The organism is Rhizobium herbae (genome assembly GCF_019511375.1).
In the GTDB taxonomy this organism is placed as follows: domain Bacteria; phylum Pseudomonadota; class Alphaproteobacteria; order Rhizobiales; family Rhizobiaceae; genus Pararhizobium; species Pararhizobium herbae_A.
The window spans coordinates 392,281-414,529 of the sequence record NZ_JAEUAO010000004.1 but is presented as its reverse complement, the minus strand read 5'-3'; the positions used below and the strand labels follow the sequence as shown (position 1 = coordinate 414,529).

Annotated in this window: 20 protein-coding genes; 13 read left to right on the top strand and 7 right to left on the bottom strand. The window is 62.0% G+C overall.

What is annotated here, in order from left to right; genetic code table 11:
• Positions 1 to 15 precede the first annotated feature (15 nt).
• From JNB71_RS18780 to JNB71_RS18755, 6 genes are all read left to right on the top strand, one after another.
• Positions 16 to 2,640, top strand: coding sequence for a TIGR02302 family protein (locus tag JNB71_RS18780; protein WP_220373305.1), 2,625 nt, complete (start codon positions 16 to 18; stop codon positions 2,638 to 2,640).
• A gap of 284 nt (positions 2,641 to 2,924) precedes the next feature.
• The gene (locus JNB71_RS18775; RefSeq protein WP_220373304.1) at positions 2,925 to 4,502 is read left to right on the top strand and encodes an ArnT family glycosyltransferase; all 1,578 of its coding nucleotides are present in this window, start codon (positions 2,925 to 2,927) and stop codon (positions 4,500 to 4,502) included.
• 1,073 nt (positions 4,503 to 5,575) lie between these two features.
• Positions 5,576 to 6,604: a UDP-glucuronic acid decarboxylase family protein gene (locus JNB71_RS18770; protein WP_223215910.1), complete on the top strand. Its 1,029-nt coding sequence runs from the start codon at positions 5,576 to 5,578 to the stop codon at positions 6,602 to 6,604.
• A gap of 11 nt (positions 6,605 to 6,615) precedes the next feature.
• Positions 6,616 to 7,608, top strand: a complete 993-nt coding sequence (galE, locus tag JNB71_RS18765) for a UDP-glucose 4-epimerase GalE (RefSeq protein ID WP_220373303.1) — start codon at positions 6,616 to 6,618, stop codon at positions 7,606 to 7,608.
• Positions 7,595 to 9,448, top strand: a complete 1,854-nt coding sequence (locus JNB71_RS18760) for a glycosyltransferase family 2 protein (protein WP_220373302.1) — start codon at positions 7,595 to 7,597, stop codon at positions 9,446 to 9,448. The genes galE and JNB71_RS18760 overlap by 14 nt, the downstream gene beginning before the upstream one ends.
• Before the next feature lie 328 nt (positions 9,449 to 9,776).
• Complete coding sequence (locus JNB71_RS18755) at positions 9,777 to 10,688, top strand: glycoside hydrolase family 26 protein (RefSeq protein ID WP_223215921.1); 912 nt, start codon at positions 9,777 to 9,779, stop codon at positions 10,686 to 10,688.
• 97 nt (positions 10,689 to 10,785) lie between these two features.
• On the opposite strand, the gene JNB71_RS18750 is transcribed toward JNB71_RS18755, so the two are convergent.
• The 3 genes from JNB71_RS18750 to JNB71_RS18740 form a co-directional block, all read right to left on the bottom strand.
• Positions 10,786 to 11,145 (bottom strand): response regulator, encoded by a 360-nt coding sequence (locus JNB71_RS18750; RefSeq protein ID WP_026203695.1) that lies wholly within the window; start codon positions 11,143 to 11,145, stop codon positions 10,786 to 10,788.
• 155 nt (positions 11,146 to 11,300) lie between these two features.
• Positions 11,301 to 11,846, bottom strand: coding sequence for a hypoxanthine phosphoribosyltransferase (gene hpt, locus JNB71_RS18745; protein ID WP_220373301.1), 546 nt, complete (start codon positions 11,844 to 11,846; stop codon positions 11,301 to 11,303).
• A 68-nt stretch (positions 11,847 to 11,914) separates the two neighbouring features.
• Positions 11,915 to 12,595 carry a hypothetical protein gene (locus JNB71_RS18740; protein ID WP_220373300.1) on the bottom strand — a complete coding sequence of 227 codons (681 nt, stop codon included), beginning with the start codon at positions 12,593 to 12,595 and terminating at the stop codon, positions 11,915 to 11,917.
• A gap of 273 nt (positions 12,596 to 12,868) precedes the next feature.
• Here JNB71_RS18740 and ftsE point away from each other — a divergent pair, with 273 nt between their 5' ends.
• The 4 genes from ftsE (at position 12,869) to JNB71_RS18720 (ending at position 16,200) form a co-directional block, all read left to right on the top strand.
• The gene (gene ftsE, locus JNB71_RS18735) at positions 12,869 to 13,528 is read left to right on the top strand and encodes a cell division ATP-binding protein FtsE (protein ID WP_081920897.1); all 660 of its coding nucleotides are present in this window, start codon (positions 12,869 to 12,871) and stop codon (positions 13,526 to 13,528) included.
• Positions 13,521 to 14,531: a cell division protein FtsX gene (locus JNB71_RS18730; RefSeq protein ID WP_220373299.1), complete on the top strand. Its 1,011-nt coding sequence runs from the start codon at positions 13,521 to 13,523 to the stop codon at positions 14,529 to 14,531. The genes ftsE and JNB71_RS18730 overlap by 8 nt, the downstream gene beginning before the upstream one ends.
• A 91-nt stretch (positions 14,532 to 14,622) precedes the next feature.
• The gene (locus JNB71_RS18725; RefSeq protein ID WP_220373384.1) at positions 14,623 to 15,321 is read left to right on the top strand and encodes a YdcF family protein; all 699 of its coding nucleotides are present in this window, start codon (positions 14,623 to 14,625) and stop codon (positions 15,319 to 15,321) included.
• A gap of 93 nt (positions 15,322 to 15,414) precedes the next feature.
• Complete coding sequence (locus tag JNB71_RS18720; RefSeq protein WP_220373298.1) at positions 15,415 to 16,200, top strand: lysophospholipid acyltransferase family protein; 786 nt, start codon at positions 15,415 to 15,417, stop codon at positions 16,198 to 16,200.
• Here the strand turns inward: JNB71_RS18720 and JNB71_RS18715 are convergent.
• Positions 16,191 to 16,736, bottom strand: a complete 546-nt coding sequence (locus tag JNB71_RS18715; RefSeq protein ID WP_220373297.1) for a gamma-glutamylcyclotransferase — start codon at positions 16,734 to 16,736, stop codon at positions 16,191 to 16,193. The two genes, JNB71_RS18720 and JNB71_RS18715, sit on opposite strands and share 10 nt — an antisense overlap.
• 186 nt (positions 16,737 to 16,922) lie before the next feature.
• Between JNB71_RS18715 and JNB71_RS18710 the strand changes: the two genes are divergently transcribed.
• A complete protein-coding gene (locus JNB71_RS18710) occupies positions 16,923 to 17,966 on the top strand; it encodes a DUF2125 domain-containing protein (RefSeq protein WP_220373296.1) in 1,044 nt (347 codons plus the stop codon).
• Between the two features lie 79 nt (positions 17,967 to 18,045).
• On the opposite strand, the gene JNB71_RS18705 is transcribed toward JNB71_RS18710, so the two are convergent.
• The 3 genes from JNB71_RS18705 to JNB71_RS18695 all read right to left on the bottom strand — a co-directional run bounded on the left by JNB71_RS18705 (position 18,046) and on the right by JNB71_RS18695 (position 20,943).
• Positions 18,046 to 18,972, bottom strand: a complete 927-nt coding sequence (locus JNB71_RS18705) for a prephenate/arogenate dehydrogenase family protein (protein ID WP_220373295.1) — start codon at positions 18,970 to 18,972, stop codon at positions 18,046 to 18,048.
• Positions 18,969 to 20,075: a histidinol-phosphate transaminase gene (hisC, locus tag JNB71_RS18700; protein ID WP_220373294.1), complete on the bottom strand. Its 1,107-nt coding sequence runs from the start codon at positions 20,073 to 20,075 to the stop codon at positions 18,969 to 18,971. Before hisC ends, JNB71_RS18705 begins: the two co-directional genes overlap by 4 nt.
• 100 nt (positions 20,076 to 20,175) lie before the next feature.
• Positions 20,176 to 20,943 (bottom strand): class I SAM-dependent methyltransferase, encoded by a 768-nt coding sequence (locus JNB71_RS18695; protein WP_220373293.1) that lies wholly within the window; start codon positions 20,941 to 20,943, stop codon positions 20,176 to 20,178.
• 90 nt (positions 20,944 to 21,033) lie between these two features.
• Here JNB71_RS18695 and gloB point away from each other — a divergent pair, with 90 nt between their 5' ends.
• The gene (gene gloB / locus JNB71_RS18690; RefSeq protein ID WP_220373292.1) at positions 21,034 to 21,804 is read left to right on the top strand and encodes a hydroxyacylglutathione hydrolase; all 771 of its coding nucleotides are present in this window, start codon (positions 21,034 to 21,036) and stop codon (positions 21,802 to 21,804) included.
• Complete coding sequence (locus JNB71_RS18685; RefSeq protein ID WP_220373291.1) at positions 21,804 to 22,247, top strand: cupin domain-containing protein; 444 nt, start codon at positions 21,804 to 21,806, stop codon at positions 22,245 to 22,247. The genes gloB and JNB71_RS18685 overlap by 1 nt, the downstream gene beginning before the upstream one ends.
• Positions 22,248 to 22,249 lie beyond the last annotated feature (2 nt).

Below are 22,249 nucleotides of genomic sequence, written 5' to 3'. Positions count from 1 at the left end.
GCTGAAAGGGAACGGATGACGAAAATCCGCCGGGATAGCTCGACGGGGACGGGCTGGATGAGAAGCCTGGCGGTCAAGCGGACGCTTGCTCGTGTCATCCTCTTTGCCGAACGGGCCGCGCCCCGCGCCCTACCCCTGGCTGCGACCGTCCTTTTCTTCCTTTCCGCCGCCTGGTTCGGCTTTTTCCGCGTTGCGCCCGGCTGGATGCACGTGATCGTCCTCATTGGCTTCGCAGCCGCCTTTGTCGCTCTGCTCGTTCCGCTGCTGCGCCTTCGCGTTCCGGGCAATATCGACGCGGACCGGATGCTGGAGGAGCGCAACAACCTTGCCCACCAGGCAATCCGCGTGCAGGACGACCGGCCGGCGACCAGCGGCGCTTTCGGCCATGCGCTTTGGCAGGAACACCAGGTGCGCATGGCGCGGATGATCAACACGCTGGAGACCGGCCTGCCGCGGCCCGACATCGCCCGCAGCGATAGCTACGGACTGCGCGCGCTTCCTGTGCTGATCGCCTGTGTCGCTTTCGCCTATTCCTATTCGAACCGGGCCGGCCAGATTTCCGATGCCTTTCATCCGCCGCAACAGGTCGAGGCAAAGCCTGATGTGCGTATCGACGCCTGGGTCACGCCACCGGCCTATACCGGCCGCGCCCCGGTCTTCCTCACCGGCCGCCAGGGAAGCGAGCAGGCATCAGACAGTTCCGAACCGCTTAGCGTCCCGCAATTCAGCGAATTGACGGTCCGCATCACCAGCGGCGGCAAGGCCACGGCGGTTACCTATCATGAGGATGGTGCGAGCAAACCGCTCGTCATCCCTGCGGCGGAGCCGAAACCCTCCGAAGTGCAGAAAACCGCGGCGCAAGCCCTTCCGGCCGATCCGGCCAAGCCCGGCAGTGAAACCCATGTTCTGAAAATCACCAGGGACGGCAGGCTCGGCGTCGGCGGCGAAACATGGGCCTTCACGGTGATTCCCGACAGCGTGCCGGATATCGCATTCGACGGCATTCCCCACCCTACGGGAAATGGGGCGCTCGAAATCGGCTTCGCGGCCAGGGATGACTACGGCATTCAGGATGCATGGGCCGAGATCACGCCGCTCGACAAGCCCGAGGCGGGCGCCCGTCCACTTTATCCGCTGCCGGAATATCGTCTCGACCTGCCCAAGCGCAATGCCCGCGAGGCCAAGGGGCTGACCAGCCGCAACCTTAGCGAACATCCGCTTTCGGGAAAACGCGTCACAGTCACGCTCGTCGCCCGCGATGCCGCCGGACAGGAAGGCCGCAGCGTGCCGCAGGCGATGATCCTGCCTGCCCGCCAGTTCTTCGAGCCGCTGGCCGGTGCCGTCGCCGAGCAGCGCCAGGTGTTCTCGCTCGATACCAACCAGTTGCCGCACGCGATCGACCTCAATGACGCGCTGATGATCAGGCCTGACGAGACGATCCCCAATCTCACGCATTTCCTGCTCTTGCAATCGGCGCATACCCGCATGGCGCTCGCCCGCAATGACGACATGCTGCGCGACGCCGCGGGCCATCTCTGGGAAATCGCGCTCGGCATCGAGGATGGCGACTTGGCGCTGGCCGACAAGCGGCTGCGCGATGCGCAACAAAAGCTGTCCGAGGCCCTGGAGCGCAATGCATCCGACGAGGAAATCGCCAAGCTGATGCAGGAACTGCGCGAGGCGATGCAGGAGTATATGGAGGCGCTCGCCAGACAGGCCGCCAAGAACCCGCGCATGGCCGCCAATCCGGACCAGAACAACGTGCTGCGCCAGCAGGATCTGGAAAAGATGATGAACCAGATCGAGAACCTCGCCAGATCCGGCGCCAAGGATCAGGCACGCCAGCTGCTGTCTGAAATGCAGCGCATGATGAACAGCCTCCAGGCCGGCCGCATGCAGCAACAGCAGGGCGAAGCCAACAGCCAGATGCGCGAGCAGATGGACAAGCTTGGCCAGCTGATGCAGCAGCAGCAGCAGCTGATGGACGAGACCTTCAAGTTCGATCAGGCCCTGCGTGACCGCATGCAGCGCGGCGATCCGCTCGACGGCGAGGATCAGGAGCTGTTTAATCAGGACATGCCGCAGGAGCCCGGCCAGCAACCGGACGAGAAGGCCCAGCCGGGGCCGCTCGACAATATGACGGCCGAGGAGCTGAAGCAGGCGCTGAAGAATCTGCAGGCGCAGCAGGAACAGCTCGGCAAACAGCTTGGCGAGCTGCAGAAGGGCCTCGAAGGCATGGGTATCAAGCCCGGCAAGGGCTTCGGCGAGGCTGGCCGCGAGATGAAGGGGGCGGCAGGCGCGCTCGGCAGAGGCGAAGGCGAGCAGGCGGTCGGCAGCCAGGGCCGCGCGCTGCAGGCGCTGCGCGATGGCGCCCAGGACATGATGCAGCAGATGCAGAGCCAGGGTCCGGGCTCCGGACCGGGCCAGGGCATTCCGCAATATGGCCAGAACGGCCGCGATCCGCTCGGCCGGCGCCAGCAGAATGCCGGACCGGATTTCGGCGACCAGGTCAAGGTGCCCGACGAGATCGACACCCAGAGGGCGCGCGAAATTCTCGAGGAAATCCGCCGTCGTCTCGGCACGAATGCCTCGCCGGAAGCCGAGCGGCAATATCTGGAACGGCTGCTCGATATTCGCTGAACGTTTCAAGATTGGCCCGAATGCCCGGGCCCGCTTCTCCTGACCAAGGCTGAAACGGGTGCAGCCGCTGCTTATACCCGTTTTCGAACACCGGCTGTCGACAATGGCCACCGTCCGCCGCGCTTGGACCGGCCTCCGCGATACTGGTTGCGGCAAGGCGTGATCGACCATGCCACCAGCAGGTGCCTCGCGAAGGCAGACAAACGCTCTCTGTGTGGAGTAACTATAGCGTTACGCGTTTCTATTATAGTCCGCACAGTGACTTGCCGGTGAAGGAGGACGTCATGCCGGGAACCGGTATCGGGCAGCGTAATTGCGCGGTTCTGGCCGGCATACTGGTGCTTGCTGCCTTGTTTCGCCTCCACGATGTCCAGCAGCCCTTGATCGACGCGTTTAGCTGGCGTGAGGCCAGTACGGCGATGATGGCCGACAATTTCCTGGCACGCAGCTGGAACATCTTCTTTCCGGAGGTGAGCTGGACCGGTCCGGGCCCCGCCTATCAGGGGCGCGAACTGCAGATCATCTCCTATATAACTGCGCTGCTCTACGCGCTGTTCGGCTGGCATGACTGGCTGGGGCGCATGGTCGCCATCACCTTTGGCCTGTGGGGCGTCTTTGCCCTGCACCGGCTGCTTGATCGCGTATGGGGCATGGCGCACGCGCATGCCGGTGCGTTTCTGCTCGCAATCATGCCAGGTGCGGTTTTCATCGACCGGTCGTTTCTTCCGGACCCGGCGATGCTGTCGCTGGTCACCACCGGCGCGTGGCTCTACGTCGTCTATCTGCAGGAAGACCGCCCTGGTCTGCTGGTGCTCGCCGGTGTGATCGCGACCCTTGGGGTGCTCGCCAAGCTGCCCGGCATCGCCGTGGTCGTGCCGATGACCTATGCGACCTTTTCCATTCTCCAGGTGAGAGGCAGGCTCAATCCGCGCCGCATCCTGCAGATCGCGCCGGTCGCGCTGATGGCCGGCGCGCTGATCCTCGGCTACTATCGCTGGGCGATCCATGTCGGCACGAATTTTCCGCCCTATCATGTCGCCGGCAGCGGCTATCTCTGGGACGACGGGCTCTCCAAGTTCTTCAGCCAGGCCTTTTACCTTCCCGCCGCATGGAAGATCGCGAGCAACTGGCTCTTTACCCTGCCCGTTGTGGTCCTCGCCGGCATAGCGATGCTGGTCAGGCCGCCGGGGGCGACCAGCCCGGCACGCGGCAAAGTCCAGTGGTTCTTCCACGCATGGCTCGCCGGCGCCCTTATCGTCTATTTTTTCGCCGCGCGCGAGATCAAGACCAATCCGTGGAACTTCCATATCTTCAACGTGCCGGTGGCCGCGCTTGCCGGCCGCGGGCTCATCCTTTTGGCCAGAATTGACGGCAGCCTGCAGTGGAGCGCGCCATCAACCCTGCTGCGATCGGCCGTTATTGCGGCTATCGCGATCGTCGGCGGCAGCATTCCGGGGCTCCATCTCATGAAGACCCCCTACGCGCAATCCGGCCACCAACTTGGCTCGCGGTTGAGCGCTCTCGCGAAGCCTGGAGATCTGGTGATCGCGGCCTCGGCTACGATCGGTGATCCGATTGCAATCTATTACAGCAGACGCCGAGGCTGGGTTTTCCCACCGGGCGGCGGGATGAACGACTGGTCGGTGCTTCCCGACGACCGCGAGGCGATCGACATGCTGGAGACGCTGCGTGCCAAAGATGCGGCGTGGTTCGGGGTGACAAAGAATGCGCGCGACTCCAGGGGGCGAAAGCTCGTCGAATACAATACGGGGCTGATTGCGCATCTCGACAAGACCGCCGAGCGCGTCGTCGACAATGACACCATGCTGATTTACCGGCTGGCGCCGCCAACCGCGGATTAACTGGAAAGCCGCATCGGGACCATGGCTGTCTCGTTGGCGGCCAGGTCGGCCGATGGCTCAGACAAGTCAGTCGAAACTCCAGCGAGGCACGCACCGGGAGGTACGGCCAAAACCGCTCGGTGAGCAGATGTACGGGCCCTCGCCATAGGCGATCAAACGGCTGTTCGGCTTCAAGTCCCTAACGTATTTGACGGTTTTCGCGGAAGAGGCACGCTTTACACGATCCTCCGCTGTAGCGACGCTGCGAGCCGATGCTTTCCTGGGAGCGTGATACGGAGCGGCAGAGGCCACCTCGAGCGATCGCTCGGAACACGATGCGAGCAAGGAAACGAACCCGATTGCGATCACGCATGAAATGCTGCGAAACCGTCCCCTTACCCCGTTTGCCTCACCTTTTTTCGAATGCATCCTTGCCCCACAACTGGTCGCCGCCGGTTTCGGTCCTCAGTATGTCATCACAACCTTAATAATAGCTTTATTAGCATTTCTTCAAATATACGACCGAACCACATAGTGAAGAAAAATTCCGCCACTGTACGAAAGCTGTCGTATGCACAGAATTGGCGCAGCGCGTACTTTTTTAGTCTGAACAATCCTCTGGCCGCAACTTCTTCCATTGCAATTTCGAAGCGCAACTGCGCTTCCCGGCGCACCAATACTTCCGGGCGCGCAAGGCGGACGGGACTGTATGATAAGTATTAGTACGCAAAGACAAGTACAGATTCAGAGCGGGACTGAACCTCTCTGACCAGTCAGCACATCGAAAACCCCTGCGTTTTCCGAACCTTAAGAAAATTCCGATTCGACTTTGACTTATTTCAAAATCGCGTGCATAATCCAATTAATGTATAGGTAACCAATTTTTACTTCATCGGATCGCGCCCTTCGATCTGACTTTTTCATCCGCATAAGCGGCAGAACTTGTCCAAATCTCGTACTCACCCCCGAGTTATCCGTGATTCGGCGTTTCTGCACTCTCAAATTTTGGGGGAACGGTGTCCAGCCGCCCACAGAATTCGGGGGATATCTACGTACGACATCTAGTTTTGTGTAGTCCAGGCGGGAGCTGAGTCATGGCGCGAACGAACAAGCCCAAAACGGGTATTACTGAGAATATTCTCCAGTTTCCTAGTAACAAGAGTAAAAAACTCAAGAAAGTACTTGTGGCCGGTGGCGCGGGTTTTTTGGGCTCGCATCTCTGTGAATCGCTGCTCGCGGCAGACTATGACGTCATCTGCGCCGACGACCTCTCGACGGGGCGCATCGAGAACGTCAAGCACCTGCTCGACCTGCCGCACTTCACGTTCAGGCGGCACGACATCCGGTCACCGCTCAACGTCAAGGTCGATGCCATCTTCAATTTTGCAAGCCCGGCATCGCCGCCCGCCTATCAGGCCGATCCTATCGGTACGCTCTTCACCAATATTGTCGGTGCCCGAAACCTGCTGGAGCTTGCCCGTCGCCGCGATGCGACCATTATCCAGGCATCGACATCCGAGGTGTATGGTGATCCGTTGGTTTCACCACAACGCGAAGACTATCTCGGCAATGTCAACACGACCGGGCCTCGCGCCTGCTACGACGAAGGAAAGCGCTGCGCCGAGACCCAGTTTTTCGACTTTCACCGCCTCTATGGCCTGAAGATCAAGGTCGCACGGATTTTCAATACGTACGGACCGCGCATGCGCCCCGATGACGGGCGTGTCGTTTCGAATTTCATCGTCCAGGCGCTGCGCAATGCACCCATAACCATCTACGGATCCGGGTTGCAGACCCGTTCGTTCTGCCATGTCGACGATCTGGTCGGAGGGTTCATGAAACTCTTCCACTCGTCGCCCGACATCACCGGCCCCATCAATCTCGGCAACCCTGCCGAGTTGACGGTGATCGACCTGGCCCACCGCATCGTCCGACTCGCCAATTCGAAATCTCCGATCGTCCACATGCTTGCTGCCGTTGACGATCCCAAACAACGCCGCCCGGATATCAGCCGTGCAGCCGGGCAACTTGGCTGGCGTCCGAACATCGATATCGACGATGGTCTTCTCGCGACGATCGACCATTTCGACCAGGTTCTGCGGCATGCGGCCGCAAATAACTGAGAGGTGACGAGGTGAATACTGTTCTCGTCACCGGGGGCGCTGGATATATTGGCAGCCATACTTCGAAACTGTTGTATCATTCGGGCTTTACCCCCGTCACCTATGACAATCTCGCAACGGGATCCAAGGAGAACGTAAAATGGGGGCCGCTGGTCCGCGGTGACGTGCGCGACCCGGACCGGTTGAAACAGGCGATAAGGCTCTGGCAGCCGGCCTGCATCATTCATTTCGCCGCATCCGCCTATGTCGGCGAATCCATCACCGATCCGCGCAAATACTACAGCAACAATGTCGCCGGCCTCCTCTCTCTGCTTGATACCTGCGTGGACATCCAGCTGCGCAATATCGTCTTTTCGAGCAGTTGTGCCACCTATGGGATCCCGGCGAAACTGCCGATTGCCGAGCGTAGCCCGCAGGCCCCGATCAATCCTTACGGCCGCACCAAGCTGATCGGCGAAATGATGCTGAAGGACTATGCTTCGGCCTATAAGCTCCACTACGTCGCGCTACGCTATTTCAATGCCGCCGGCGCCGATATTGACGGCGAGCTTCGCGAGCGACACGATCCGGAAACCCATCTCATCCCCCGTGCCCTGATGGCGGCGGCAGGGCGAATCCCCGAACTGACCGTCTTCGGTAATGACTATGATACGCCCGACGGTACGTGCATTCGCGACTATGTCCACGTGACGGATCTCGCCCAGGCGCATGTTTCGGCAGTCCGGCATCTGATGGCCGGCGGCAAGAACATGATGGTGAACCTGGGTTCCGGCCGCGGCACGTCCGTGCAACAGATCATCGATACGATCGGACGGCTGACGCATCGTCGCGTACCCGTGCGTAGCGAGGCAAGGCGGGGCGGCGACCCGCCTGCGCTTTACCCGGATCTCAGCGTGGCGGCATCCGAGCTGAACTTTACCCCTCGCTTCTCGGACATCGAAACGATCATCCGCACCGCCGCCCCGACCTTCGGGCTGGAGATCAAAGATAATGTTGTCGCGTGACCGGGCGCAGGTAAGGACAGCAGGTGCGCAACGGCGCACCGCGAAGCACAGACTGCGCGAGGGACTGGTCCCCGTTTTTACGAGAGAGCGGCGCATCGCATATGCCGCGGGTGTTCTGACCTGGCTCGCAGCCCTCGCCTGGTTCTGGCGATGGTGGTTCCGGCCTGAGCATGTCATCGACATGATGCCTTTTCTGGCGCTGACGCTGATCATGGCCTGGATAACTCTGCTACCGGCCTACTTCATCTATCTGTTCGGCGGCAGCAGGCGGGCACAGCCTGTTGACGGGCAATGCGTCGCGGGGCGTATCGCAATGGTCGTCACCAAGGCGCCGTCGGAGCCGTTCGCAGTCGTCCGCAAGACGCTCAATGCGATGCTTGACCAGACCGACTATGATTACGACGTCTGGCTGGCGGACGAGGCGCCCGATCGCGAGACGATCACATGGTGCGAGCGCCACGGCATCTTCATCTCGACCCGACATGGTGTGGAGGCCTATCACCGCAAGACCTGGCCGCGCCGCACGCGCTGCAAGGAAGGCAACCTCGCCTATTTCTACGATCACTACGGATATGACCGGTACGATTTTGTCTGCCAGTTCGATGCGGACCACGTGCCTGACGTCACATACCTGCGCGAGATCATGCGGCCGTTCGCCGACCCGGGCGTGGGCTACGTCTCGGCTCCAAGCATCTGCGATTCCAATGCCGCGGAAAGCTGGGCCGCACGCGGCCGGCTTCAGGCGGAAGCCAGCATGCACGGCTGCCTGCAGATAGGCTACAACAACGGCTGGGCACCGCTTTGCATCGGTTCGCACTACGCGGTGCGAACCGATGCACTCAGACAGATCGGAGGTCTCGGTCCCGAACTGGCTGAGGATCATTCGACCACCCTTCTGATGAACGCAGGCCGATGGAAGGGCGTTCACGCCATCGACGCGATCGCCCATGGCAAGGGTCCCCGCACCTTTGCCGATCTCGCCGTCCAGGAGTTCCAGTGGTCACGCAGCCTTGTCACGATCCTGCTTCGCTATTCCAGGGACTATATACCGAGCCTCTCGGGCAAGCTGCAATTCCAGTTCCTGTTCTCGCAGCTGTGGTATCCGCTGTTTTCACTCTTCATGGCGGCCATGTTCCTGTTGCCGGTCCTGGCGCTTGCGACGGGCCGCAACCTCGTCAATGTCGCCTATCCGGATTTCCTGGCGCATATCCTGCCCTTGTCGTTGGTGCTGACCGGGCTGGCTTTCTATTGGCGCTCCACCGGAACATTCAGGCCCTACGACGCCAGGATCTTCGGTTGGGAATCGGCAGTGTTTCTGCTTGCGCGCTGGCCATGGTCACTGGCCGGCTCTCTCCTTGCCGTGTGTGACCAGATCAGGGGGTCCTTCGTCGATTTCCGGATCACGCCCAAGGATGGCAAGACTGCCACCTTCCCGCCATTGCGGGTGCTCGCACCTTATATCGCGATGTCGCTTTCCTCCGCGGCAACCGCGCTGCTTGTGTCCGATCCGGGGTCCGCCCAAGGCTACTATCTCTTCGCGATCGTGAACTCGATCGTCTATGCCGCAGTTCTCGCCATCATCATCGTCGGCCACGCGCAGGAAAACGGCCTTCCGCTGTTCTCGACATCAACGAGAGGCCTGGCCACGGTCGCAACGCTGGCGACGTGTCTCGTCGTCACCGGCAACGCGGTCTATGCGCGCGGTGTGCCCGGCCTCGAAGCCGTCGCATACGGGCAGAACATCATCACTTTTACTGAAACCCACTTTGCGGTCGCAGGGGCCGGCCAAGGGGGGGGCAAGATTACGCGTTTCAAGATCAAATGGCATGGCATTTCATGAACATCCCGTGCGGCATCGAGGTTCGGGATCGGTAATTTTTTCAACAGGAATTTCGTAACAACAACAACAACAGGGAGCCTGACCATGATCAAAGTCACCAAAGTAGCCGTTTCCGCCCTTTCCGCGGGCGGAATGCTAATCGGAACGCTTTTGCTGGCCGCCCATGCCGACACGACAAATATGCTGCTGAGAATAAACACACCGAGCGCAAAGGGAGATGCCGTCTTGCAGAAGACGAGCAGGCTCAGGGCCGGCGTCTCGTCCAGCCAGGGAGGCTGACATGCCACACAGACTTGTAAGGACCCTGGCGGGCGGTGCGCTTTTGCTGATGCCCGTCACGCTCATCACCACCGGCGCGGCCCCGTGGCCGGCCTATGCAGAGGACGCGGGTGTCGAAGCGGTCGTCGTCGACAAGCGGCCGATCCTGCACCCAAACGCCACGAAATTCGGCGCCTACGACCCCTATGGCGATTTCAGCACGCAGAGCGGTCTCGAAACCGAAGCCCTGTTTTTGCCGTGGGAAGACGTCGATCTTGCAACGCTCAGTGTCGCCGACGAATACGCTCTGCAGCGCAAACGCAAGCTCCTGATCACCATCGAACCGTGGTCCTGGAACGAAGACCGGCGGCCTGGTGCCGATGACCTGCGCCACAAGGTGCTGGCTGGAGTCTATGACGCGAACATCAAGGCGATTTCTGCCGTGGTGAAGACCTTGAAAAGCCCCGTGATCATCCGCTGGGCTCAGGAAATGGAGGACAAATCCGGACGCTTCTCGTGGGCGGACTGGCCGCCGCAGGACTATATCACGGCCTTCAGGAAAGTCGCCGACCAGTTCCGCAAAGACACGCCAACGGTGCGGATCATGTGGTCACCGAAAGGCCTGGAGGGCCTGGAGAAATACTATCCCGGCGATGACTATGTCGACCTCATCGGCCTCTCGGTCTTTGGCCTGCAGCAATACGATATGCGTGCCTACGGTGCGCCAAAAACCTTCACGGAGGCCCTGAAGCCGGGCTATGAACGGGTGGCGCCGCTCAGGAAGCCGATCTGGGTTGCAGAGCTGGGATATGAGGGGGACGCCCACTACATGCAACCGTGGATCCAAACGGCGACCGCCAGGAATGACCAGTTTCCGGATCTGAAGGAAGTGATCTATTTCAACGACCGCGACGTTATTGCATGGCCCTTCGGGCTCGGCCGGCCGAACTGGCGCGTGACGACCGGGTCAGGCGTGAACTGATCCCCAAGTCCGCGGATGGCAGCGACGCGCGTCGGCGGCCGGGCATCGGAGGCGGGGGAACGATGGGCCATGGCAGTCGCGCGCATGAAGAGCAGGCTTATGCCGCAAGAGCGACGGCCACGGCCTTGCGGATATCCGGCAAAGTGAAGGGCTTGGAGACGACATCCATGACCTTGCCGGTCAGATTATCGGCCCTTTCGCGCTGTTCGGCGTAACCGGTCATCAGGAGGATCTTCAGGCTCGGAAAGGCCGCCGATGCCTGATGGGCAAGCTCGATACCGTCCATGACGGGCATGCGGATGTCGGACAAGAGCAGATCGAAGTCTTCGCCACGCAGGCAGGCCAGCCCCTCGGCGCCATCGGCCGCCTCGACCGTCTCATGACCATCCAGTTGCAACGCCCGGGCAACGAAACGCCGCAGGCCGTCCTCATCTTCGGTAATCAGGATTTTCGCCATCATGGCCTCCGTTCCGGCAATAACTCCGCTGGGACCGGGCCCGTAGAGGCGCGCGTCCCTCATCCGCAGCACATCGCTGCGAGCTCACACCACCAGAGTTTTCTTTGTTTTCCGTAAACGCGGATGACGGATCAGCGGCCGCCCACAGCCAGCGATTACTCCGCGTCGCCGGTGACGATGCCGACGAAAGGCAGTTCGCGGAACGCGTAGGCGACATCCATGCCGTAACCAACGACGAAATAGTCCGGGCATTCGAAACCGACATAATCTGCATGGAGGTCGGTCTGACGCTTCACCGTCTTGTCGAGGAGAACGGCGATCGAAACCGACTTTGCGCCTCGCTCGTACATCAGTTCCTTGGCGAAAAGCAGGGTGCGGCCAGATTCGAGAATGTCGTCGATCAGAAGCACGTCACGGCCATGTACGTCGCTGTCGATGTCCTTGATGATCCTGACGCCCTGCGACACCGTTCCGGTGCCATAGCTCGACAAGGTGATGAACTCGACCTCCGGCGCAAGACCGACCGCGTGCATTGCGCGGATCAGGTCGGCGGCAAAAATGAAGGACCCCTTCAGCACCGCGATCACGAGAAGATCGTTTGTCGGGCCTTCGCCGATCTGCCTGGCGAGTTCGATATTTCGCGCCGCGATGGTCTCGGCGGAGTAGAGCGGTTCGATGTTTTTCCCACGGACGACGGGCATATGGAAGTCTCCAGAAAAGGTCATGGAGACTGCGTGCTAGGCCTCCGGAAGTTAGCCGCTTAGCACAATCACGGGACCGAATCACCCTTTTCGCCAAAGGAAACCGTCACGTCCGGCAGTTTTCCACCTGCGTGTGGGAGGCGCGCCGAAAAGGGCCGGCTTTCGCCAGGAGCCAGCACCGCCTCGCCCGGGAATATCCGGCTGGCCGTGCGTTTCTGTCCCCCAGCGATGACATCAACCTGGATCATCGGCACCGCCTTCGGCGCATCGGATTGATTTTCGACGGCGCCGTAGACCGAAACAACCTTCATGCCGTTGGCGTCGCTGAGCGCCGTGGTGACGCCGCTGATAGCCAGGGCGGGCAATGAAGCGACGGCCGGCTGATCGGGGGAAAGACCGGCAAAAAGCAGAAAGACGGGGGCGCACAGGCAGGTCACAAGCACCGCAAACGCCTTGGGCGACGCGGCCTGGAGAAGGCGCTCGAGATGGTTCACTGCCCAGAGGAGAGCCGACGCGACGCGCGATTCGGCGATTGCGTGCGCTTGTTGCCGAGGTGCAGCGCGGCGCTGATTGTCGTTGAAGACCGGGTAGACAGTGCGGCGGCTGTTCGCGGCGACGGTTTCGAAATCCGCGTCGATGATATCGGTCGCGCGGGGAGCCCTCATGGTCGGGGCGGAACGCTGAGGACGATCGGGAGGCAGAAAGTCCATCCGGGCGCTATGACCCCTGTTGGAACGAAAGGCGTTCATGGTCTCTCCTCTCGCCGCCATCCCGGCAACGCCAGAACGCCGGGGCGGCGCTGGCCGGAATCGGGCATTGAAACAAACCTTCCCGAGACGTAAACCTAAATGGTTAATGCTTCGAAAATGACGCCCTGGAACCAGCCGCTTTCACCGAAAATTAACCATTGTTTAACCATGTTGGGAGCTTAGCAGTGAGCGCGACGCGGTTTCCTGTGGCGGAGGCCATCAACCCGCCGGAAATGCGTGGCAAGAAGCCTGACGAGAAGCTGGACTGACCCGTTGATTCACTTTGAAAATGTCGGATTGCGCTATGGAATGGGTCCGGAAATCCTCCGCGACCTGACCTTCGACATTCCCAAAAAGTCCTTCCAGTTCCTGACCGGCCCGTCGGGAGCGGGCAAGACGACGCTGCTCAGATTGCTGTTCCTCTCGTTGAAGCCGACGCGCGGGCTGATCCGCATGTTCGACCGCAACATCTCGACGATTCCGCGCGAGGAGTTCCCGATGCTGCGCCGCCGCGTCGGCATCGTCTTCCAGGACTTCCGCCTGCTGGATCACCTGACCACCTACGAGAATGTCGCGCTGCCCCTGCGCGTGCGGGGCAAGGACGAATCGTCCTACCGCGCCGACGTTCTCGAACTTCTCGGCTGGGTCGGGCTGGGCGAGCGCATCAACGTGCTGCCGCCGGTGCTCTCGGGCGGCGAGAAGCAGCGCGCGGCGATCGCCCGCGCGCTGATCGACCGGCCGGAAATCCTGCTCGCCGACGAGCCCACGGGCAACGTCGACCCGCCGATGGCGCGGCGGCTATTGAACCTGTTTCTCGAACTCAACCGGCTCGGCACCGCCGTCGTCATCGCCACCCACGATCTGTCGCTGATGGACCAGGTCGAGGCACGGCGCATGATCCTCTCGCAGGGACGGCTCGACATCTATGAGTGACGTGCGCGCCACCGATCGCCCGCAGCCGGCCGCACCGCAGGAGCGCAAGGCAGCGCTGCGGGTGCGCCCGACCGCACCGATCGTGCCGCCCGGCAACGTGTCGGGCAATGCCTTGATGCTGGTGATCGCCATCATGGCGTTCCTCGCCTGCCTGACGCTCGGCGCCGTCAGCATGGTGCGCGCAACGGCGCAGAGCTGGCAGAGCCAGATTTCCCGCGAGATCACCATCCAGATCAAGCCGGATGAAAAGCTGGACATGGAAAAGGCGCTCGCCGATGCCCGCGATCTGGCGATGACCTTCGATGGCACGACCGACGGCAACATCGTCGACAAGGCGGCGACGGCCCGGTTGCTCGAACCCTGGCTTGGCGAAGGTCTCAATCTCGACGACCTTCCCGTGCCGCGTCTGGTGATCATCACCATCGACGAGAACAATCCGCCCGATTTTGCGGCGATGCGCAAGATGCTGACGGAAACCATCCCGCAGGCCTACCTCGACGATCACCGCACCTGGGTCGATCGGCTGGTGGCGATGGCCCATACGACGGCGCTGATCGGCACCGGTGTGCTGATGCTGGTGTTTTCCGCGATGGTGCTGACCGTCATCTTCGCCACGCGCGGGACCCTGTCGGGCAATCGCCACATCGTCGAGGTCCTGCATTTCGTCGGCGCCGAAGCCGGTTTCGTCGCCTCCGAGTTCCAGAAACATTTCCTGAAGATCAGCCTCAAGGGCGCCGGCGCCGGCGGCCTGCTGGCCGCGACCTGTTTCGCGATCGCCGGTTTCTGGCAATCGCGATCGATCGCGACGCCGCAAAGCGACCAGGCGACCGCCCTCTTCGGCAGCTTCACGATCGGCTATACCGGCTATCTCGGCATCGCGGCCATCATGATCGTCATTGCGCTTTTGACCACGCTGACGGCGCGGTTCACCGTCATGCGGACGATCTACGAGATCGACCAGATCCGCTCCGATCCGGCGCGTATCGATACCCATCAGAACTGACGGACATGATGGCATTGCCACGCATCCATTCCTTGCCGCAATCTGCCTGTATGAGAGAATCACCATGGCTGGCGAAGCGCCCGGGACAGGAATGAGCGAGAGCGGCGGATTGCGGCGGAAAGGCGCGCGGGTGCGCAGGCATGTGAGCCTTCGCCGGCGGCTGGTACGGTTGACCTTCTATGTCCTGCTGCTCGTCGCCGGTTGCGCCACCGCGGGTTTCCTCTATTTCGCCGATTCCGTCGCCTCCCTGCAGCCGCCGGCCGAGCCGAAGGCCGATGCCATCGTCGTCCTGACGGGAGGCTTCCAGCGGATCGACCAGGCGGTCGAACTTCTGAAAAGTGGAGCGGGCAAGCGGCTGCTCATCTCCGGCGTCCACCCGTCGACGACGGGCGGCCAGATCCGGCGCAACACGCAAAGTTCCGCCGACCTCTTCAAATGCTGCGTCGATATCGGCCATGACGCGATCGACACTATCGGCAATGCCAATGAAACCGCCAACTGGATCCGCGGCAACGGCTACCGGAGCATTCTCGTCGTCACCAACAACTACCACATGCCGCGCAGCCTGCTCGAGCTGCGTCGCGCCAATCCTGGCATTACGTTCATCGCCTATCCGGTCGTCAATTCCGACCTGAAGAGCACCAATTGGCTGCACAATCCGATGGTGCTGAAGACGATCCTTTCCGAGTACGTTAAACTGACCATCGCATCGGTGCGCGATACGCTGGGCGCCCATCCGGCAAGCGGCCTTCGCACCGAAGGCAAGGACGCCACCGCATCCGGAAACTGAGCGGCAAGGCTGGAAACTCGCAAGGGAAGCGGTTTTCCTTCCCCGAATATTCGTGTAGGCAGCGATCAGTCCTTTGCTGCGAAAGCCTGCCTGATGATCATCCTGCGTTCGGTCCTGTTCAACATCGCGTTCTATGTCAATCTGATTGTCCAGATGATCGTGATGACGCCGATCTATTTCCTCGTGCCCCGCAAGACGGCATGGTTCGTTCCGAAGAACTGGGCGCGCAGCAATCACTGGCTGTTCAAGACGATCGTTGGCACGACATTCGAGATCGAGGGGCTCGAAAATATCCCGAAGGGGGGCTATATCTTTGCCCCAAAGCACCAGTCCTTCTGGGACGTCTACGCGCTGCTGCCCTGGCTGTCCGATCCCTTCTTCATCCTGAAGCGCGAACTCATGTGGATCCCGCTGTTCGGCTGGTACGTCATGAAGCAGCGCATGGTGCCGGTTGATCGGGGCGCTCGCGGCAGGGTGATGGCGGCGGTGATGCAGCGCGCCAAGGACGAAATGGCGACCGGCCGCCAGTTGATCATCTACCCGGAAGGCACGCGCCGCCCGCCCGGGGCGCCGCCGCACTACAAGTACGGCATCGCCCGGCTCTACCGCGATCTCGCCGTGCCGGTGGTGCCGGTCGTCATGCATCCCGGCCTCTTCTGGCCGCGCCGCAAGTTCCTGCGCTTCCCCGGCCATTTCAAGGTGCGCATCCTGCCGCCGATCGAAGCCGGTCTCGATCCCGATGTCTTCCTGCAGACACTGGTCGATGTGATGGAAAAGGCCAGCGACGAGCTGCTGGTGGAAACGGCGAAGGACAATCCGCATCTGCCGCTGCCGCCAACGGCAGCCCAGCGGCTGAAGGAATTGCAGGCTCAGGGCTGATCCTGCATCCGTTTGACGCTGGCTGCCACTTCTTCGAGCCAGTGATCGCGAATGCCCATCTCCTGCAGATGGGCAAGCGTGTTCATCAAATACTCCGTGTTGGCGCCTGATTTGCCATGCGACACGGCAACGGTCGCAGCCGCCTCCTCGGCGCTCAGCGTGCCGGCATATTGTACATGGTTGCGGTCGATGACATAGGTGAGCGCCGGTACGCGCCGCCCGTCGGCAAGCTTAACCGGCATCGTGCGTTCCTTGTAGACATGGGTGACCAGCTCGCGCTCGCGCAGATAGTCGATGACGTCCGTCCTGTCCTTCTGGGCCACCTTGAAGGCCATGCCGTGGCAGGAGCCGCCATGGTCGAGGCCAAGCACCAGGCCGGGGCGCTCCTGCGTGCCGCGGTGCACCCAGGAGCGCACGCAAAGCGCGCGCCGGTAGCCGAAAGCCCGCGCCGTCATCTTGTGCTCGAACGCAAAGCCGGGGTTCCACATCAGGGAACCGTAGCCAAAGACCCAAAAATCGTCCATATCCACTGCCATTCATTCTCGCCATGCCAATGCAGCCTCAGGGCGCCGGGATGGCCGACAGACAACTCTGGTGCTTTCCTAGCGCATAAGATTGCCAATCGGAATCGGTTTCCTGAACGATTGGGCGCAAACCGGAAGACGCCAGCCGCCAGCCCCCGGGTGCACCAGCATCAGAGGGCGATAGCCTTGGAGCAGACCATGACAGCAGCAGACCTTGCCGAACCCAGCGCCGGGAGCCGAAAGATCCGATGGCTGGCGCTCGGTATTCTCCTGTTTCTCGTGGTCTATTCCGGCGCATGGTTTTTTGCGGCAAACCGGATCGAGACGCAGCTGCCGGCTTTACTCAGCGAGAACAAGGGCATCGGGTCATCGGCGGAATGCGGCGGCCTGAGCGTGCGCGGCTTCCCCTTCCGCATCGGCCTGTTCTGCGACACCGTCCGCCTCGACGATGCGGCACATGGCGCGTCGGCCTCGTTCGGCGCGCTGCGCTCGGCAGCCCAGGTCTACCGGCCCGGGCATGCGGTGGTCGAGCTTGATGGTCCGGCGGAAATACGGGTGTCTCCGGGCCTCACGGTGTCGGCCGACTGGTCGCTGCTGCATGCCAGCGTGCAGGCCAGCCTTTCCGGCGTTGACCGGACCTCCATGACCTACGATCAGTTGACCGGCACCGTTATTCTGCCTGCCACGCAGGAGGATGCCGCGATCGGCGATACGCACAAACTCGCCTTCGCTGCCGGACATGGCGAGGCACATTTTCGTCAGAACGGTCCGGATCTCGATGCGGCCCTCAGCGTCGATGGCTTCGATGCCAGGCTGGATGGCGCGCCAAGCCTGCTGCCGCCGCTCAATGCCAGCGCGGATATGACATTTGTCGATCGCGCCGCGCTGATGAATGCCGGCGGGCTGAAGCCTGGAGCGCTTCGCAACAGCAAGGGGGAGATGCGCAACCTGACGCTCGATCTGGGCGGCGGCATGGTCACCACCGCATCCGGACCGTTTACCGTCGACGACAAGGGGCTGATCTCGGGTGAGTTCAGCGTCACGATGAAGAACATCGAAGGATGGCGTCAGAACCTCGTCAAGGTGTTTTCGAACGAGGACGGCACGGCCATGGTCAACAACATCGCCAACATGCTGACGGCCCTTGCCGACGGCAAGAACGAGGCGACCGTGAAGCTGAACGTCCGTGACGGCATCGCCTTTCTGGCGTTCTTCCCGATCGGAGAATTGCCGCAGCTGTGATGCTGGGTAGAAGCGGGATCGTGAGGCACCTCTCTTTAGACTTCCCCCCTCGAACAAGGGGGAAGGTGGGTGCGAACCCCTACTTCTGATCCATCGCATGCCGCCCGAAATCGACCATCTCGGTGTCCTGGCCGGCCTGGATGATCGAGCGGCGGATGGCGCGGGTGCGGGTGAAGAGGTCGAACAGCTTGTCGCCGTCGCCCCAGCGGATCGCCCGCTGCAGATAAGCGAGATCCTCCGAGAACCGGGCCAGCATTTCAAGGATCGCGTCCTTGTTGTGCAGGCAGACGTCCCGCCACATGGTCGGGTCGGAGGCGGCAAGACGGGTGAAGTCGCGGAAGCCGGAAGCGGAATATTTGATCACCTCCGATTCGGTCACCGTTTCGAGATCGTCGGCGGTGCCGACGATATTGTAGGCGATGATGTGCGGCAGGTGCGAAACGATCGCCAGAACCTTGTCGTGGTGCTCCGGGTCCATGTCATCGACCATCGAGCCCAGCGTTTCCCAGAAGGTCCTGAGCTTTGCCTTCGCCGTCTCGTCCGTCTCCGGCAGCGGCGTGAGGATGCACCAGCGCCCCTTGAACAGCCCGATGAAACCGGCATCCGGACCGGAATATTCCGTGCCGGCAATCGGATGGCCCGGGATGAAGTGTACGCCCGGCGGCATATGCGGCGCCATCTGGGCAATCACCGAGCCCTTGGTCGAACCGACATCGGTGACGATCGCGCCGGGCTTCAGGTTAGCGGCGATCTCGGCCGCGACGGCACCGGACGCGCCGACCGGGACGGAAACGACCACAAGATCGGCATCCTTCACGGCCTCGGCGGCGGATGTCGTGTAGCGGTCGCCGAGCCCAAGCTCCTGCGCACGTTTCAGCGTCGCCTCGCTGCGCGAGGAAACGGTGACGGAACCGGCAAGCCCCTTGTCCTTGATCTCACGCGCGATCGAGGAACCGATCAGGCCGATCCCCACCAGCGCGATGGTGTCGAACTGCTTTGCCATCACGCCCGGCCCATGAACTCGGTCAGCGCGGCGATTACGCCTTCGTTGGCCTCGGCCGAGCCGATCGTCAGGCGCAGCGCATTGGGGAGGCCGTAGGCACGCACGGCCCGCAGGATGAAGCCGCGGCTCGTCAGGAACTCGTCGGCTTGCGGCGCCCGCTTGCCGTCGACGTCCGGGAAATGGATCAGCACGAAATTGGCGACCGACGGCGTCACCCTGAGGCCGATAGAGCCCAGCGCGCCGGTGATCTTGCCGAGCCATTCGAGGTTATGCTCTACTGCGGCGGCGACGAAGGCCTGATCGCGAACGGCGGCCGCACCGGCAGCGATGGCCGGCGCGTTCATGTTGAACGGGCCGCGCACGCGGTTCAGCGCGTCGATGATCGCAAGCGGCGCATACATCCAGCCGATGCGCAGCGCCGCAAGACCGTAGATCTTCGAGAAGGTGCGCGTCATCACCACGTTGCAGTTGGACGAGACGAGCTCGAGCCCGGCCTCGTAGTCGTTGCGGCGGACATATTCGGCATAGGCAGCGTCGAGGACGAGGATGACGTTTTTCGGCAGCCCGGCCTGCAGGCGGCGGATGTCCTCGACCGGCACATAGGTCCCGGTCGGATTACCCGGATTGGCGATGAAGACCATCTTCGTCTTCTCGGTCACGGCCGCCAGGATGGCATCGACATCGACGCGGCAATCCTTCTCCTTGACCACGACCGGCGTCGCGCCCGAGGCCATGATCTGGATCTTGTAGACCAGGAACCCGTGTTCGGTGATGATGCCCTCGTCGCCTGGTGCAAGGTAGACGTGGCAGAGCAAGCCGAGCAGTTCGTCGGAACCGTTGCCGCAGATCAGGTTTGCGGCGTTGAGGCCGTGCACGGAGGCAATCGCCTCGCGCAGTTCCACCGCCTGGCCATCGGGATAGCGCTCAAGGCTCGCCGCTGCCTTCTGGAAGGCTTCGATCGCCTTGGGGCTCGCGCCTAACGGGGTTTCGTTCGAGGAAAGCTTGTAGACCTTGGCGACGCCCGGAGCATGCTCCTTGCCCGGCACGTAAGCGGCAATGTCGAGGATACCGGGGCGGGGTGCGGGACTTTGCAGGTCAATGCTCATGGTGTCAGCTTTCCGGGGACAAAAGACGAGGCCCAGCCAATACCGGCGAATGCTGATTTTGTCGAGTGTGGCGCGCCCTAATACGAAGCTGCGCTGAATTTCAAATCATCGGCCGCACCCGCCGCAACGCTGTCTCGCGCGTCGTCGGAACGCCATGCGGCGCCAGCACCGGCACGAAGACGCGGCGCGACGCGCGGGCGGCCACCGGCAGGCCCTGGTAGAGGCGCTTCTGGGCCTCGACGATGATGACGCCGGAAAACACCGGCCACAGCGACCGGCCGATCCGCTCAAAAGCGCTGCGCATCTTGAGCACCATCTTGAGCTTGGAGGGCGGGAAGAACAGCGCATCGGCCGATGCACCGGGCGTGAAATTGGTCTCGCGCAGAAGTGCGGTCAATTGTCCGCGCGAATAGGGACGGCCGGAGCCGAAGGGCGTGTGCTCCATGCGGGCCCAGACGCCGCGGCGGTTCGGCACGACAATGACGAGGCGACCGCCGGGTGCAAGGACGCGCCAGAGCTCCTTCATTGTTTCCCGCGGGTTTTCCGCAAATTCCAGCGAATGCACCATCAGCACGCGGTCGACCGACGAATCTGGCAAAGGCAGTTCCTCGTCGAAGACCAGCGCCGTGGCGGAGAGCTCCGCTACCGGCCAGTTCACCGCCCCCTGCCCCGCCGGCATGAAGGCGAAGGTCCGCTCCGTGTCGGCGCGAAAACGGTCGAGATAGGGAACGGCATAGCCGAGCCCGACCAGCCGCTCTTCCGGTAGACGCGCCCAGACGGACGACAGCGCCATGCTGATCGACTGCTCGGCAAAGCGGCCGAGGCGGGAATGATAGAACTGGCGAAGATCGACAATATCTGCATGCATGAGCACCATGTTAGTCGGGAACGGGTGGACTTCAAGGCGGCCGTCACTACATTTGCGGTAACGCCCAGTCTCTGCCCAGGAGCCATTGCCATGGCCAATCTCGAACTCGACCTGTTTCTGTGCCGCACCGACAATTTCGGCGTGCTGGTCCACGACCCGGAAACCGGCGCGACCGCCTCCATCGATGCGCCGGAAGAACAACCGATCCTTGGCGCGCTGAAACGGCGCGGCTGGACCCTGACCCATATTCTGACGACTCATCATCACCCCGACCATGTCTCGGCGAACCTCTCCTTGAAGGAGGCCTTTGACGCAACGATTATCGGGCCGGAGAACGAGGCAGGCAAAATCCCCGGCATCGACCGCATGATCGGCGACGGCGGCCATTTCCAATTTGCCGGCCACAGGGTCGATGTCTTTGAGACGCCCGGGCATACCGCCGGGCATATCTGCTTTCATTTTCCCGACGACAAGCTCCTGTTTTCCGCCGACACGCTGTTTGCGCTCGGCTGCGGTCGGCTGTTCGAGGGCACGCCGGCACAGATGTGGGCGTCGCTGCAGAAGCTGATGGCGCTGCCGGACGACACGACGGTCTATTTCGGCCACGAATACACGCAATCGAACGCCCGTTTCGCACTCACGGTCGATCCGCAAAACGACGCCTTGAAAAAGCGCGCAGCCGAGATCGACGCCCTGCGTGCAAAGGACGAACCCACGGCGCCGACAACGCTTGGGCTGGAGAAGCAGACCAACCCTTTCCTGCGGCCGCATGATACGGGAATACGCACGCATCTGGGCATGGAAAGCGCCTCCGACGCCGAGGTCTTCGCCGAAATCCGCAAGCGCAAGGACAATTTCTGATGGATGTTCAGTTGCCCCTCTCGGCCCAGGCGATCATCCAGACGCTGAAGATGCAGCGCCACCCCGAGGGTGGCTGGTACATCCAGACCTTCAAGGATGTGGCGGGCGGCGCGCGGGGGCATTCCACCGCCATCTACTACCTGCTGGAGCGCGGCGAGCGTTCGCACTGGCACCGTGTTCGCGATGCGACGGAAGTCTGGCACTTCTATGCGGGCGCGCCGCTGGCGCTCAGCATTGCCGAAGACGGCAAGCCGGCGACGAGCGTCACGCTTGGTTCGAATATTCTACTGGATGAGCGGCCACAGGCGATCGTGCCCGCCGACTGGTGGCAGTCCGCGACCTCGCTCGGCGCATGGACGCTGGTTGGTTGCACCGTATCTCCGGGCTTCGATTTTTCCGCCTTCGAAATGGCGCCGCCGGATTGGCGGCCGCCTGAGGCGTGATC

Excerpts from the sequence above, each read along its gene's own strand:
- JNB71_RS18780 (WP_220373305.1), top strand. The coding sequence starts at position 16 with ATGACGAAAATCCGCCGGGATAGCTCGACGGGGACGGGCTGGATGAGA.
- JNB71_RS18775 (WP_220373304.1), top strand. The coding sequence starts at position 2,925 with ATGCCGGGAACCGGTATCGGGCAGCGTAATTGCGCGGTTCTGGCCGGC.
- JNB71_RS18770 (WP_223215910.1), top strand. The coding sequence starts at position 5,576 with ATGGCGCGAACGAACAAGCCCAAAACGGGTATTACTGAGAATATTCTC.
- JNB71_RS18760 (WP_220373302.1), top strand. The coding sequence starts at position 7,595 with ATGTTGTCGCGTGACCGGGCGCAGGTAAGGACAGCAGGTGCGCAACGG.
- JNB71_RS18755 (WP_223215921.1), top strand. The coding sequence starts at position 9,777 with ATGCCCGTCACGCTCATCACCACCGGCGCGGCCCCGTGGCCGGCCTAT.
- JNB71_RS18750 (WP_026203695.1), bottom strand. The coding sequence starts at position 11,145 with ATGGCGAAAATCCTGATTACCGAAGATGAGGACGGCCTGCGGCGTTTC.
- hpt (WP_220373301.1), bottom strand. The coding sequence starts at position 11,846 with ATGCCCGTCGTCCGTGGGAAAAACATCGAACCGCTCTACTCCGCCGAG.
- JNB71_RS18740 (WP_220373300.1), bottom strand. The coding sequence starts at position 12,595 with ATGAACGCCTTTCGTTCCAACAGGGGTCATAGCGCCCGGATGGACTTT.
- JNB71_RS18730 (WP_220373299.1), top strand. The coding sequence starts at position 13,521 with ATGAGTGACGTGCGCGCCACCGATCGCCCGCAGCCGGCCGCACCGCAG.
- JNB71_RS18725 (WP_220373384.1), top strand. The coding sequence starts at position 14,623 with ATGAGCGAGAGCGGCGGATTGCGGCGGAAAGGCGCGCGGGTGCGCAGG.
- JNB71_RS18720 (WP_220373298.1), top strand. The coding sequence starts at position 15,415 with ATGATCATCCTGCGTTCGGTCCTGTTCAACATCGCGTTCTATGTCAAT.
- JNB71_RS18715 (WP_220373297.1), bottom strand. The coding sequence starts at position 16,736 with ATGGCAGTGGATATGGACGATTTTTGGGTCTTTGGCTACGGTTCCCTG.
- JNB71_RS18710 (WP_220373296.1), top strand. The coding sequence starts at position 16,923 with ATGACAGCAGCAGACCTTGCCGAACCCAGCGCCGGGAGCCGAAAGATC.
- hisC (WP_220373294.1), bottom strand. The coding sequence starts at position 20,075 with ATGAGCATTGACCTGCAAAGTCCCGCACCCCGCCCCGGTATCCTCGAC.
- JNB71_RS18695 (WP_220373293.1), bottom strand. The coding sequence starts at position 20,943 with ATGCATGCAGATATTGTCGATCTTCGCCAGTTCTATCATTCCCGCCTC.
- gloB (WP_220373292.1), top strand. The coding sequence starts at position 21,034 with ATGGCCAATCTCGAACTCGACCTGTTTCTGTGCCGCACCGACAATTTC.
- JNB71_RS18685 (WP_220373291.1), top strand. The coding sequence starts at position 21,804 with ATGGATGTTCAGTTGCCCCTCTCGGCCCAGGCGATCATCCAGACGCTG.